This is a genomic window from Pseudoalteromonas sp. S408 (genome assembly GCF_005886645.1).
Classification (GTDB): domain Bacteria; phylum Pseudomonadota; class Gammaproteobacteria; order Enterobacterales; family Alteromonadaceae; genus Pseudoalteromonas.
The window spans coordinates 90,569-104,281 of sequence record NZ_PNDY01000009.1 but is presented as its reverse complement, the minus strand read 5'-3'; the positions used below and the strand labels follow the sequence as shown (position 1 = coordinate 104,281).

General features: G+C 39.8%; 13 protein-coding genes. 9 read left to right on the top strand and 4 right to left on the bottom strand.

Annotated features, from left to right (window positions below; translation table 11 throughout):
• Positions 1-176: 176 nt before the first annotated feature.
• Entirely contained in the window at positions 177-680 is a 504-nt protein-coding gene (locus tag CWB62_RS09080; protein WP_058404885.1) for an ankyrin repeat domain-containing protein, read from the bottom strand.
• A 58-nt stretch (positions 681-738) separates the two neighbouring features.
• Positions 739-2,271, bottom strand: coding sequence for a catalase (locus CWB62_RS09075; RefSeq protein WP_058404886.1), 1,533 nt, complete (start codon positions 2,269-2,271; stop codon positions 739-741).
• Between the two features lie 364 nt (positions 2,272-2,635).
• Between CWB62_RS09075 and CWB62_RS09070 the strand changes: the two genes are divergently transcribed.
• The 5 genes from CWB62_RS09070 to CWB62_RS09050 all read left to right on the top strand — a co-directional run bounded on the left by CWB62_RS09070 (position 2,636) and on the right by CWB62_RS09050 (position 9,408).
• Positions 2,636-3,304 carry an HAD family hydrolase gene (locus CWB62_RS09070; RefSeq protein WP_058404888.1) on the top strand — a complete coding sequence of 223 codons (669 nt, stop codon included), beginning with the start codon at positions 2,636-2,638 and terminating at the stop codon, positions 3,302-3,304.
• Between the two features lie 133 nt (positions 3,305-3,437).
• Positions 3,438-5,159, top strand: a complete 1,722-nt coding sequence (locus CWB62_RS09065) for a purine-cytosine permease family protein (RefSeq protein WP_058404889.1) — start codon at positions 3,438-3,440, stop codon at positions 5,157-5,159.
• A gap of 39 nt (positions 5,160-5,198) precedes the next feature.
• Positions 5,199-6,719, top strand: coding sequence for a mannitol dehydrogenase family protein (locus CWB62_RS09060; RefSeq protein ID WP_058404890.1), 1,521 nt, complete (start codon positions 5,199-5,201; stop codon positions 6,717-6,719).
• Between the two features lie 2 nt (positions 6,720-6,721).
• Positions 6,722-7,639 (top strand): carbohydrate kinase family protein, encoded by a 918-nt coding sequence (locus CWB62_RS09055; RefSeq protein ID WP_058404891.1) that lies wholly within the window; start codon positions 6,722-6,724, stop codon positions 7,637-7,639.
• A gap of 302 nt (positions 7,640-7,941) precedes the next feature.
• Complete coding sequence (locus tag CWB62_RS09050; RefSeq protein WP_058404907.1) at positions 7,942-9,408, top strand: carbon starvation CstA family protein; 1,467 nt, start codon at positions 7,942-7,944, stop codon at positions 9,406-9,408.
• 68 nt (positions 9,409-9,476) lie between these two features.
• Here CWB62_RS09050 and CWB62_RS09045 read toward each other — a convergent pair whose 3' ends face one another.
• Positions 9,477-10,004 carry a TetR/AcrR family transcriptional regulator gene (locus CWB62_RS09045; protein WP_058404892.1) on the bottom strand — a complete coding sequence of 176 codons (528 nt, stop codon included), beginning with the start codon at positions 10,002-10,004 and terminating at the stop codon, positions 9,477-9,479.
• A gap of 202 nt (positions 10,005-10,206) precedes the next feature.
• On the opposite strand from CWB62_RS09045, the gene CWB62_RS09040 reads away from it, so the two are divergent.
• The 4 genes from CWB62_RS09040 (at position 10,207) to CWB62_RS09025 (ending at position 12,660) form a co-directional block, all read left to right on the top strand.
• Positions 10,207-10,830, top strand: a complete 624-nt coding sequence (locus CWB62_RS09040) for a glutathione S-transferase family protein (protein ID WP_058404893.1) — start codon at positions 10,207-10,209, stop codon at positions 10,828-10,830.
• 77 nt (positions 10,831-10,907) lie between these two features.
• Positions 10,908-11,600, top strand: a complete 693-nt coding sequence (locus CWB62_RS09035; protein ID WP_058404894.1) for a cupin domain-containing protein — start codon at positions 10,908-10,910, stop codon at positions 11,598-11,600.
• 103 nt (positions 11,601-11,703) lie between these two features.
• Positions 11,704-12,084: a SpoIIAA family protein gene (locus tag CWB62_RS09030; protein ID WP_058404895.1), complete on the top strand. Its 381-nt coding sequence runs from the start codon at positions 11,704-11,706 to the stop codon at positions 12,082-12,084.
• A gap of 171 nt (positions 12,085-12,255) precedes the next feature.
• Positions 12,256-12,660 (top strand): hypothetical protein, encoded by a 405-nt coding sequence (locus CWB62_RS09025; RefSeq protein WP_058404896.1) that lies wholly within the window; start codon positions 12,256-12,258, stop codon positions 12,658-12,660.
• A gap of 95 nt (positions 12,661-12,755) precedes the next feature.
• Here the strand turns inward: CWB62_RS09025 and CWB62_RS09020 are convergent, their stop codons facing one another.
• The gene (locus CWB62_RS09020; RefSeq protein WP_058404897.1) at positions 12,756-13,703 is read right to left on the bottom strand and encodes a carbohydrate kinase family protein; all 948 of its coding nucleotides are present in this window, start codon (positions 13,701-13,703) and stop codon (positions 12,756-12,758) included.
• Between the last annotated feature and the right edge of the window lie 10 nt (positions 13,704-13,713).

Below are 13,713 nucleotides of genomic sequence, written 5' to 3'. Positions count from 1 at the left end.
TCAATTACTAAAGTGGCTTCAACACTTAAATACACACATTAGCTAATGCTTCGGCTAATGACGTTTACTAATTTATTTTGAACTTTACTAAGTCCACTGGATTACAATTCTCGCGCCCTGATCAAATAACGGCCAGTTTATAATCGTGTTAATTCACAAAGATCAACAGCCCCTTGTTATTTCTTTTCATTATTTACCTGCGCTAACAAGTCGAGTACTTTTTGTTGGCCAAATGTTTGTGCAAATTGCTCGGCTGTTTGACCGGCTTTGTTTTGATGCGCGTTATCGCAATCAAGGCTAACGAGTGTTTTAGCTATGCTAAATTCGCCTCTAAATATTGCGGCCATTAGCGCTGTGTTACCGCGGTTGTCTTCAAGGCAGGCATTAGCGCCTAATTGCAGTAACGTATTTACGGTGTTTTTATTACCATGGTAGGTGGCAATCATAAGTGCGGTGTAACCTTTATTGTTGTAGCTATCAATTGGTATACCGGCATCAACAAATTGTTCTATTACTTGTGTGTCGTTTGTGCGTGCTGCGGCAAAATAGTAAGCAAATAAGCTGTTGTATTGGGTTTGTGCTGAGTCTTGGTTTTGAGCCGTTGAAGTAGGGGCATTTTGTGCCTGCAAGTGTGTGCTTATGCCCAGTAATATGACTGTTATGAATATGAGTTTACGCATAATTAGTTACCTTTGAAAAAGAGGAAGGAGAAGTCCTTCCTCTGGGTTGGGAAAATTATTAAAGTTTAGCGGCTAATTGTTTAACCATTTTAATATCGCCATTTACGGCTTTAGTTAAACGTGTGCCGTACTCGCTATCGGCTTTGTAAAAGTGGCTTAGCATTTTGTGTTTAACACTGCTGTTTTGCACTTTGCCTAAGTCGCCAGCTAAGTTATTGACTAAGTTAGTGCGTTCTTGTTTGCTAAAGCCGCGGTACAACACACCCGCTTGTGCAAAGTTGTGCTGCTTTTTAATAGCGGCTTGTTGTACAAAGCCTTTAAGCTCGGTGTTACTTCTGCGTGCAATTGGGTTTTCTACTACGTTTTCGTGACTTGGTTGGTAGTTCACGTTACTTGTTGTATTGCCGTAGTTCATTGCGCCGTCTTGGTTGTAGTTAACTACATCAACTTTTGCACGGTTAATTGGCAATTGCTGGTGATTAGCACCTAGGCGGTACATTTGTGTGTCAGAGTATGAAAACACTCGCCCTTGTAATAGTCTGTCTTCAGATGGCTCAATACCTGGAATTACATTTGCCGGCGCCATTGCAACTTGTTCTGTAGATTGGAAAAAGTTAGTTGGCATACGGTTTAGAGTCATTGTGCCTACTTTAGTTTCTTTAACGTCTAACCACATTTTTGTTGCATCCAGTGGGTTGTAGTCAAAGTCACCTAGTTGCGATGGGTCAAGCGTTTTAATGTACAGATCCCACTTAGGGAAGTTGCCTTTATTTATCTCTGCATAAAGGTCGCGTGTTAGGTGTTGAAAGTCTTTACCTTGTACTTCGGTTACTTCTTTTGCATCAAGGTTGTCGATTCCTTGTTGGCTTACCCAATGAAACTTAACGTATTTTACATCACCTGATTTATTAATCATTTTATAAGCATGCACACCCCAGCCGTCCATTTTACGTAGGCTTGCTGGTGTGCCGTAGTCGCTGTATACCCACGTTAACATGTGAGTAGAGCCTGGTTCGTACGAGAAAAATTCAAATAAACGATTAGGATCTTGAATGTTATCAACCGGCGATGGTTTTAACGAGTGAACCATATCTGGAAATTTAATTGCATCACGAATAAAAAATACTGGCAGGTTATTACCCACTAAATCCCAGTTTCCTTGGTCTGTATAAAACTTAGTTGCAAAACCACGTGGGTCACGGAGTGTTTCTGGGCTGCCTTTTGAGTGGATCACAGATGAAAAGCGAACAAATACCTCTGTTTCTTTACCTGCCTCAGTAAATGGCGCTGCAATAGTTAAGTCGTCTAGTTCTTTAGAAGCAACAAAAACGCCATGTGCGCCTGTACCACGGGCATGTACAACACGCTCAGGAATACGCTCACGTGCAAAGCGTTGTAATTTTTGAATTAGGTGCACGTCTTCGAGTAATACACTGCCACGCTCACCAGCAGTAATTGAGTTTTGGTTATCGCCAACAGCTGCGCCGTTATCTTTAGTAAGTGTCGTGGCAGCGCTTGCAGGTAATGCCATAGCGAGTGCTAATGCGCTTAAGGTTAATTTAGTTTTTGTTGTGTTTATTTGTGTTTTCATTGTCGACCTCGTTATTTAAATGTGCCGGCAGTGTTGCTGGCTGTTTAACTGTTAACGAGTGTATGGGTAAAATTAACTTCGGTAAAATTGATTGTTTAGATTGTATTAATCATAAAAGTAGATTGGCGTATGCAGTAAATACACTTGCTATGAATACGGCATGCGATTTTAGTCGTAACAGTTAAAATTAAAACTAATAAAAATCAACAGCTTTTTTATTGAGGTGTTGATTATTTAAGCTATGTAGCGAGCTTTTAAGTTCACAACGTGTTGACATATTATAATAATAAAGAGAATATGCTCACTTGCTGGGCTTATGCTCAGTTTTGTGTTTGCATAAAACTAAATGCAATAAGGTAGAAAAATGAACCCTAAAATTGAACTGGTTATTTTTGACTGTGATGGCGTTGTAATTGACAGTGAAGTTTTAAGTGCGCAAGTGCTCATCGATATGCTTGTTGATAAAGCTGTGTTTATTGACCGTGCTTATGTACAAGAACATTTTTTAGGATGCAACTTTAAAGCAGTTACTCAAAAGATAGCTGATGCATTTAATGTTGAATTGCCTGAGCGATTTGAAGCTGATTATAGAAATGCACTTTTACATGAGTTTGAAACAGCCCTAATGCCCACAAATGGCATTAAAGAGGTGTTAGCTAACTTAGCTATGCCTAAGTGTATTGCAACAAGTAGCAGCCCAGCAAGAACAGAGAAAGCGTTAAATGTTGTTAAGTTGAGCCATTATTTTGACGAGGTGTTTACTTCGAGTGAAGTAAAAAATGGAAAACCTGCGCCGGATTTATTTTTACACGCCGCTAAAAAAATGGGCGTTAACCCAGTTAATTGTTTGGTAATAGAAGATTCAAAAGCCGGTGTGAGTGCTGCGATCGCTGCAAATATGCAAGTACTGCATTACAGCGGTGGGGGGCATATGCAAGGTGCAATTAATTTTGTGCATAAGGCATACCCACATGTTGATCACCTAACACATTGGCACATGTTTTATGAAATGTATCCAACACTAAAAGTATAGAAAAACAGCGCCAATTTGTCCCACACTGACACGAATTGAGTTGTAAAAAATAACAGTGTGAGTGCTTAGCTGCTCACTCGACCAAATACACCGTATTTGGCAAGTTTTACTGTGTTTATAAATAGGAAGTACCATGGCAACGAGTCCACACACACACACATTTAAAGATGTAAACGAGGAGCAACTTCCGGTTGCTAATAATAAGCTTCATGGTTGGAAGCACTTTGCTGGCTTATATGCAGGCGAACATGTTGCAGCCACAGAGTTTGTTATTGGAGCAACGTTTGTTGCACTTGGCGCATCTACTATCGACATTTTATTAGGTTTATTAATTGGTAATTTATTAGCTATGTGTTCTTGGTGGCTAATTACCGCACCTATTGCAGTAGAAACGCGCTTAAGTTTATATAATTATCTAAATAAGATTGCCGGTAATTCAATGACTAAGCTTTACAACTGGGCTAACGTCATTATTTTTAGCGTTATATCGGCCGCAATGATTACTGTATCGTCTACGGCGGTGCGGTTTTTATTTGATATTCCAGCACAGTTAGATTGGTACCCAAATAGTTTAGCGTTTGTGGGTATTGTTTTAGCCGTTGGCTCTATTGTTGTGTTTGTGGCTATGTATGGGTTTTCTACTGTTGCCGACTTTTCTAAAATTTGTGCGCCTTGGCTATTTGTTATTTTTATAGCGGGTTCGTTTGCACTTTTTCCTGAACTTTCAAATCATGTAATTGGGTCAACCTCATTAACAAGCTTTAGTGACTTTATGACCATTGGCGACTCTTCTATATGGACGGGCACGAATGCCGAAGGAGAACCAGGAATAGGTTTACTTGAAGTTATTGGTTTTGCGTGGGCTGCAAACTCTATTACTCACTTTGGTTTAATAGATATGGCTATTTTTAGGTTTGCTAAGCGTAAAAGCTATGGTTTGTTCTCGGGCGTAGGCATGTTTTTTGGTCATTACTTGGCGTGGATCTCGGCCGGCATTATGGGCGCAGGTGTTGCTGTACTCCTTAAAACCACTATTTCATCACTTGATCCGGGTGATGTGGCCTACCACGCATTAGGCTGGACTGGTTTTGTTATTGTAATTATTGCCGGTTGGACTACAGCTAACGCCAATCTTTATCGTGCAGGATTGGCTGCACAATCTATTTTTGTAAATCATTCTCGTGAACGCACAACCGCTATTGTTGGAGTTGTCACAGTGATAATTGCATGCTTTCCGTTCGTATTTTCTCAAATGTTGCCACTGCTTACTTATGCCGGTTTGTTAGTTGTGCCTGTCGGGGCAATTGTATTTGCTGAGCATGTATTGTTTCCAAAAATTGGTTTAACCCGTTATTGGGCTAAGTATAAAAATATTACACGCAGCGTACCGGCTATAGCGTCTTGGGCATTAGCCTTGGTGTTCGGTTTTGGCTTAAATGCGATTGATGTAATGTCGTTTTATTATTTGTTTATACCTACTTGGTTTTTCACCATTGTAATTTACACGCTGTTAGCCAAAAAATACGGTGCTGGCGAAGATTACAAACAACACATTGCCGCTGAAGAGCAAGAGCAAAGTGACATAAAAGCGTACCAAGCGGCACAGGCGAAAGATATTCCAAAGCCTGTAATCGATAGCTCATTTTTTACCAAAATACTTAATACGGTTTCTACTATTTCACTTGTCATTATTTGTATATTTGCCAGCCAAGTCATGTTTTTTAGCGATACCATGAGCACATACGGCGCAAATAAATCACAGTTTGAGATAGCGTGTTTTATTTGTACGGTTATTTATTTTGTTACAGCCTACTGGTCGTTAAAGCGCCACAAAGCGCTTAATGCTGCATTGTAATTTACCTGTTTTTTAATTTTGTTTTAGTAAGGCCGCACCATGACACAACATCACACTGACGCTCTTGTTAAAGGGCTAAACCAACAAAGTTTGGCATACATGCCAAGCCATGTAGATGCACCCAATTACGACCGTAGTAACGTAAAAGCAGGCATAGTTCATATTGGTGTTGGCGGTTTTCACCGTGCTCACCAAGCTATGTATATTAATGAGTTATTAAAAACACCAGGTTCAGAGCAATGGGGTATTTGCGGTGTTGGCCTACTTGAAGCAAACCGTGGACTTCGCGATGTATTAAAGCAGCAAGACTACCTGTATACGTTAACGGTAAGACACCCTAATGGGAAAATAGACAATACCGTTATTGGCTCTATGATTGACTTTTTGTTCGCACCAGAAAATAAACAAGCAGTTATAAAAAAATTGGCGCATCCCGATACTAAAATTGTGTCGCTAACCATTACTGAAGGCGGTTACAACTTTAACCCAGTAACGGGTGAGTTTGATTATGAAAACCCGGATATAATTAACGACATTAATAATCCGAACGATCCTATTACCGCATTTGGATATGTAGCCGCTGCGTTAAAGCTACGTAAAGAGCAGGGTTTAAAAGCATTTACTGTACAGTCATGCGATAACATTCAACACAATGGCAATGTAACGCGCAAAATGTTACTTGCTTTTACAGCAGAGCAAGATGCAGAATTAAGCGAATGGATTGAAGAAAACGTTTCGTTTCCCAATGCAATGGTAGACCGCATTACACCTGTTTCTAAACAAAGTGATATTGACTACGTGTCAGATACATATGGTGTAAGTGATGCTTGGCCAATTACCTGTGAGTCGTTTTCGCAGTGGGTAATTGAAGATTCATTTTGTGACGGGCGCCCAAATTGGAATAACGCCGGTGCTCAATTTGTAAAAGATGTAACCCCTTTTGAAACCATGAAAATTCGTTTATTGAATGCAGGCCATTCGGTACTGGGTTTACTGGGTTCTGTACATGGCTATGGCACAATTGACGAAACAGTATCCGATCCTTTATTTGCAAAGTACCTACGTGCGTTTATGGATAAAGAAGTAACGCCTAACCTAGAGCAACTAGAAGGCATTGATATTGAAGTGTACAAAGACACGCTAATTGAGCGTTTTGCAAACCCTAACATTAAAGACAGCTTATCGCGTATTTGTTCAGAAAGTGCAGCTAAGCTACCTAAGTTTTTAATTGCCACTATTAACGAAAACCTGGCACAAGGGCGTGATGTATCACTTGCTACATTGGTTATTGCTGCATGGTGTTTTTACAGCGACAAAGAAACAGATGAGCAAGGCAATAGCCTTGAAGTAATTGATTCAATGCAAAGCGAGTTACATGAAGCCGCGGCTAAAACGGCTACTGATTCGCTGGCGTTTTTATCGCTAACAAGCTTATTTGGCGATTTAAATACGCAAAGCGCATTTACGTCTCACTACAAAAACAATGTAGACGCGTTATACGCACCTGCAAGTAAAATTAAAGCAATTATGAAAAACGTGCTTGAGCCTAAAGGTAACTAATAATGAGCATTTTAATTGATTCTAAACAAGGTAAAGACGTAAGCGTAAGTTGTTTTGGCGAAGTGCTATGGGATTGTTTTGCAACAGGTAAACGCTTAGGTGGTGCACCATTAAACATGTGTGTGCGCATTAATTCATTAGGTATTAAAGCCGATATGATAAGCGCAGTAGGTAACGATGAATTAGGTACTGAGCTTTTAAGCAAAATTAAAAGCAAAGGCGTTAGTTGCGATTATATTGCCGTTAATAAAGACAAAAAAACCAGCACCGTACAAGTTACTCTCGATAAAAGCGGTTCAGCCAGCTACGAAATAGAAGCCGACACTGCGTGGGATAACATTGAGCTTACTGACTCACTCATTGAAAAAGTACAAGCCAGTGATGTATTTGTATTTGGTAGCCTAATTGGCCGCAGTGAAGCCTCTCTTGCTACGTTAAACCAGTTGGTTGATGTGGCTAACTTTAAAGTGTTTGATGTAAATTTACGGGCACCACATTACACATTAAACACGCTAGTAGATTTAATGAATAAAGCCGACTTCATAAAATTAAACGATGAAGAGCTTTATGAGATTGCCAAAGCAATGGGCTGTAAGTTTCATTCACTTGAGCAAAACTTAGCGTTTATTGCAGAGCAAACTAACACCGAATACCTTTGTGTAACCAAAGGCAGCCACGGTGCGCTACTCACTATTAAAGGCGAGAATTACTATAACTCAGGCTATTTAATTAGTGTTGTAGACACAGTGGGCGCTGGGGATTCATTCTTAGGTTCATTGATATATCAGTTATGTAGCAGCGATTGTGCTCAGCATGCGGTTGATTTTGCCTGTGCGGTAGGGGCTATGGTTGCAGAAAGTGCAGGTGCTACACCTACATTGACTCATCAACAAATTAACGAATTTATGCGTCCTCTTTAAAAATAATTGTGTGTTGAAAGCGGCTCAAGCAATATGCTTAGCCGCTTTTTTTTGCCGAAAAATTGTGTGGTAAACACACATTGTGAACGTTTAAATAGCTGCATTCGAGAGGTTTAAAAACGAGCTTTTAAATTACTTTATAAATTGAACAAATCATGAGCGATTACGACTATGGCATTAGCTAAACGTCTAATTGTTTGTCACAAACAGCTTTGATACTGTTCCAAGGTTATTAGGTCAACATAATGCGGAGCGATTCACACTGCGCTCCTAAATACACATACAAAAGAGAAACGTGCTTTATGATTATCTTTTTTATTTGCCTCACCATATTAATTTTGGGGTATAAGTTTTATAGCCCATTTGTAGAAAAACAAGCAGGCATGGATTCAACGGTTGACACACCACAAAAGCGCTTTAGCGAAGGTGTTGATTACGTGGCTATTCACCCTGTGCGTGCCTTTTTAATTCAATTTTTAAATATAGCCGGTGTAGGCCCTATATTTGGTCCAATATTAGGAGCATTGTACGGACCCATAGCGCTTGTATGGATTGTGCTAGGTAATGTTTTAGGTGGTGCCGTACATGACTTTTTTTCAGGTGTAATGAGTATAAAAGAAGACGGTAAAAGTTTACCTGAAATAGCTGGTCATTATTACAACGTTGTATTTAAAGGCTTTATGCTTATATTTACCGCTATGCTATTGTTCTTCGTTGGCGTTGTATTTATTATGAGCCCAGCAGGTCTATTAAGTAACCTAAACCTATTTGAAGGTACATTTTTAGCCAACAATACTTTTTGGGTTTTAGCTATATTAGCGTATTACTTTTTAGCAACGTTGTTACCAATTGATAAAATAATTACACGTTTTTACCCCATTTTTGGTTTGTTAATGATTGTAATGACTGTAGCTGTTGCCGTGTCGTTACTCATTAACGCGCCACATTTACCGGTTGCTGGCGATTTCTTGGCGTATTTTGAAGCCGACCACGCGCATGACTTTTTAGCCCCAAACCCCGACGGCTTACCAACTTGGCCTTTGTTATTTATAACTATTACCTGTGGTGCAATTAGTGGTTTCCATTCAACGCAAGCTCCTATTATTGCTCGTTGTTTAACAAACGAAAAATATGTGCGCCCGGTGTATTATGGTGCCATGATGTGTGAAGGTATTGTTGGTTGTGTTTGGGCGCTGGCTGGTATTGCGGCGTTCCCTGAAGGTTATGCTGGTTTAAAAGCAATGCTTGACCAAGGTGGTCCAGGCTTAGTTGTAAACCATATTGCAAACAGTTACCTAGGAGTATTTGGCGGTATTATGGCAATTATTGCGGTTGCTGTTTTCCCAATTACTTCAGGTGATACCGCGTTTCGTTCATTGCGCTTAACCGTGGTTGATGCCTTTAATATTCCGCAAAGTATACGCAATCGTTTATTACTCGCGCTCCCTATTTTGACTATCGCTTATTTTATGACGAAGTTAGATTTCTCATTAATTTGGCGTTACTTTGCGTTTTCAAACATGCTGCTGTCTACTAGCGTATTGTGGTTAGCGACCAAGTATTTGTTTGACCGTGGTACATTTCATTGGATTGCCAGTGTTCCTGCGGTAATTGCAACGGCTGTTACCTTGTCGTATATCACAACAGCTGCAATTGGTTTTAATTTATCAAGCGATTTAGGTAAACCTATTGGGGCAGTTGTAGCGGTCGTTGGCCTAATTATACTTGCTATAGTGCATGCTAAGCACAAACCGAGCCCAGCAGTTTAAATAATTTCCGTGTAAGACTAAAAAGCGAGCTATATAAGCTCTCTTTTTTTATGCGTTTAATCGTGTGGTTAATTACTGTCTCGCGTTGCTAAATCAAAGTAGCTATGATCGTCGAGAGTTTTACTTATCATCATTGCCCCTTCAAGCATACTTACTGTTTGAATAGCGGCTTTTTGTGGGTTTTCGTCACCATTAACTGAATGCGCAGCGCTTAGCCATGTTAAATTTTTAGTAAAAAAGCGTTTTACTTCTATACGTACTTTTTCTGGTAGGGTGTCGCTTTCGGCACCAAGTAAACCACATAAACACATTTTTTTATCGGTTACTAGCGCGCCCCTAAATAACGATGTGTAAAAATCGATGGGATCTTTACCTTGGGCTTTTAACTCAGCGGGTTCCCCTAATGAAAGCAGAAACGCATCGGTATATTGATGCGCAAGTTCTGCGCCCAAATCAGCTTTGGTAGGGAAGTGGTAATGTACACTTGCGCTTTTTATACCCACTTCGTTAGCAAGCTCTCTAAAGCTAAAATTGCTGTATCCGCCTAGGCGTACTTTATTTTCTGCCGCTTTGAGTAGGGCCTCTTTTTTGCTCATGTTTCGTTATCCTATTCTTGATACTAAAATTATCGACCAGTAGATAGTTATTATCAAGCCTTAATGTTTTTATAAATAAAAATATGAATTTTCAATCGTTTAAAAATTTTTGGCCTACATGGCTGTTTTAAAGTTTGACTTACTTTAGTTTAAGGAATATAAATACCTATCAGTAGATAGGTTAATTAGAAAAGGTCCCACAATGAAAATTTATGATGTAGAGAACTTCCCAAATCCGCTTCGCGTTCGTATTGCACTGGCAGAGAAAAATGCGACAGCTGATGTTGAATTTATTTCAGTAGATTTACTGAATGGTGAACACCGAACAGAGGCTTTTTTAGCCAAAAATCCATTAGCAGGTGTACCAGTATTAGAGCTTGATGACGGAACATTTATATCTGAATGCACGGCAATTACTGAATATATTGATACTGCTTTTACAGGACCATCATTGATGGGCATTTCGGCAAAAGAGCGCGCAGTAATAAATATGATGCAAAAACGTGCTGAGTCTATGGTACTTGATGCCGTTGCAACGTATTTTCATCATGCTACTGATGGTTTAGGCCCAGAACTTGAGACATATCAAAATGTTGAATGGGGCGAAAAGCAAGGTGAAAAGGCGCGTAGTAGCCTAAACTATTTTAACGATATACTTGCGCAAACAACGTTTGTTGCAGGTGACAGTTTTAGTATTGCCGACATAACCCTTTATGCTGGATTAGTGTTTGCTGGGTTCGCCAACATTGCATTACCGAGTAATTTAACCCATTTACTTGCGTGGCAAAAAGCAGTTGCAGCACGGCCGAGCGTAGCTGGCTTGTAAGTGAAAGTGTGTTCAATAGGCCAATTAAACTCGGTATATTGAGTTTAATTAGCAAAACATCAATGTAAGGAGCAAGTATGAAAATAGCAGCCGATTTCAGCCAGCGTGTGGTGGTGCACAGTAATACATTGCCGTGGGTAAAGTCGCCTATGGTTGGGGTTGATAGGCGACCACTTGATCGTATAGGTGACGAGGTTGCGCGCGCAACCAGTATTGTGCGTTATGCACCTGGTAGTGAGTTTTCGCCACATATTCATACCGGCGGGGAGGAGTTTGTTGTATTAGAAGGTGTTTTTCAGGATGAACATGGTGATTTTCCTGCCGGTTCGTACATCAGAAATCCACCGCAATCAAGGCACAAACCGGGATCTGAGAAGGGGTGTATTATTTTTGTAAAGCTTTGGCAGTTTCAGCCACAAGATAGAACGCATGTTCGGTTGCAGACTGATTTTATGGGCAGCGTTGCGCTCGCGACACAACCTGGGATCACAATAACACCTTTATACAAAGATGAGTTTGAGGAGGTTAGCTTAATTCATTTAGCGCCTAATGCGCAGTTTGTTCTAGATGCAGAGTGTGGGGCTGAAATGTTAGTTATTGAAGGCACCGTGACAGAAGGGACAGACTTGCTTGAAAAACATAGCTGGTTGCGCACACCAGTGAGCACTAAGCTTATGGCTAAAGCAGGCAAACTGGGTGCGAAGTTATGGGTTAAAGAAGGGCATTTAACCGATGTAGAAAACCAAATTGCGCGAGTGCAGCAAGCTTAACTAACCAAGGCTCAGGATAACTGCTGTTTTGTTGATTTGCTTCATGATTGATTAATATAAGGTGTTTTATGCTCAAAACTTAATATAAAAATGAGCAAATACCATGGCAAATTTAACTCCTAGTTTAACACTTGATATAGAAGGCGCAGGACGCGAATTTTTCTTAACTTTAAAAGCCGTTGGCAACTTAAAATACGACGATTACGAGTCAATTACCTCTGAGATTGATACAGCGCTTCGAAAGGTAAACAAGCCTATTATTAATGTATTAATAGACGGTATTGATATACAAGGCGTAGGGTTAAAAGCTGTGTTTGACGATTTTCACTTGGGTATAAAGCACAATTCGGCGCTAAATAAAGTGGCAATTTACGGTAATAAAAAATGGCAAGCGACTGTTGCAAAAATTGGTAACCGTATTATTTGTGGTGAAATGGTTTACTTTGAAAATGCCACTGCCGCTATTGAATGGCTTGAACAATAGTTTTAAATAGGTTGTATGATTTTAGGCTTAGGGCAGCGTTATTAGACTAAAGTCTATAAGTTAGATTTCTTCACGTATTAGTTTTGTTTTTATCGTTTGTCGGTTTTACAGGGATCCTCTAAAGTTCAGTTGTCGGCAACAAGCACGACTTAACTAAACAGGATTATGACCATGAAAACACTTATCAAAACTATCGCTCTTGGCTCACTATTAACATGTTCAGCTGCTGCTATGGCTGATCAAAGTGATTACAAATTAATGGTTATTGAAGCGCAAACCGCGCCGCAGCCACTTGAGCAATCTTTTAATAGCTGCGCACTTAATGTTAAGTCAAAAAATTACGCTGAAGCTGATGAAATTTGTACTAAAGCAATTGCACTTTTACAAGATGCAGATGCCCCTAAATTTAAAGTTCGTGAGCTTACATCATTCGCGCTAAGTAACCGTGGTATAGCTCGCTTAAAAGCTAAAAACGAAACGGCTGGCCTTGCTGATTTATACGAAGCAAAACAACTATCTAACAATGATATGGTATCGCACAACTTAACACGTGCTAAAGAAGAGCTTGCTTTATAAGCGCTTAAATTAGTAATTGTAAAAAAGCCCCTGTAGGTATTTACCTACAGGGGCTTTTTTAGACTAACTTTTAAACTACTTCTGAGTGTATTAGCTCAAAGTACATCGTCTAAAACGGGCAATGCAGGAAAAGCACCCTTTGATAAACAAGCTTTTGAGCCACAGCGAAGGCCAAAACTTAATGCGTCTCTAATTATTTGTTCGTTGTTGAGTTTGTCGCTTGGTAATAGCGTCTCGTGGTAGTGATTTAAGTGATATAAAACACCTGCAATAAACGCGTCTCCGGCACTGGTTGTATCTACTGCGTTAATAATTGGAGCGGCTTCACTTACGGTAAACGTTTTATGGTAAACGGTGGCAGGCTCAGGTCCATCGGTTAAGAAAACTAAACTAACACCCAGCTCTATAAGCGATTGTAAATATTCATCACCTGACTGATTGGATTGTTCTGCTAAAAAATTTAACTCATCACGAGATAATTTAATAACGTCGCAATGGGCATAGCAGGCACGTACATTAGGTTCAATATCACGAATGTTATGCCAAAGGCTGTATCGTAAATTTACGTCGAAGCTAACAAGTTTATTATGACTTTTTGCTTGTTTTAGAGCGCTTATTGTTGTGTTTGCAATGGCAATACTTGTAAGCGTATTTGAGCAAAAATGCAGGGTACTTATTTCATCCCACTGAATTTTTTGTAAATGTTCATGGGTAAGCAGTAGATCGGCGGTGTTATTGCGGTAAAAATTAAAGCTACGCTCGCCTGTTTCATCTAGGCTGACAATAACCATCGCTGTTTGCGCATTTTTTATAGTAAATAAATACTCTGTGCTGACATTATAGTGCTTTACTGCGTTAGTAAGTTGTTTTGCAAAGTAATCATCACCCATACCACCACAAAAAGCTGCGTTTCCGCCCAACTTTGCATAACCTACTGCTACGTTTGCAGGTGCGCCACCAGGAATAGGTAAATAAGCTGTGTTGTGTGAGTCTTGTGGCAACATATCAATAAGCAGCTCGCCAAGGCTAAGTAATTTGGTCATGTTATAAATC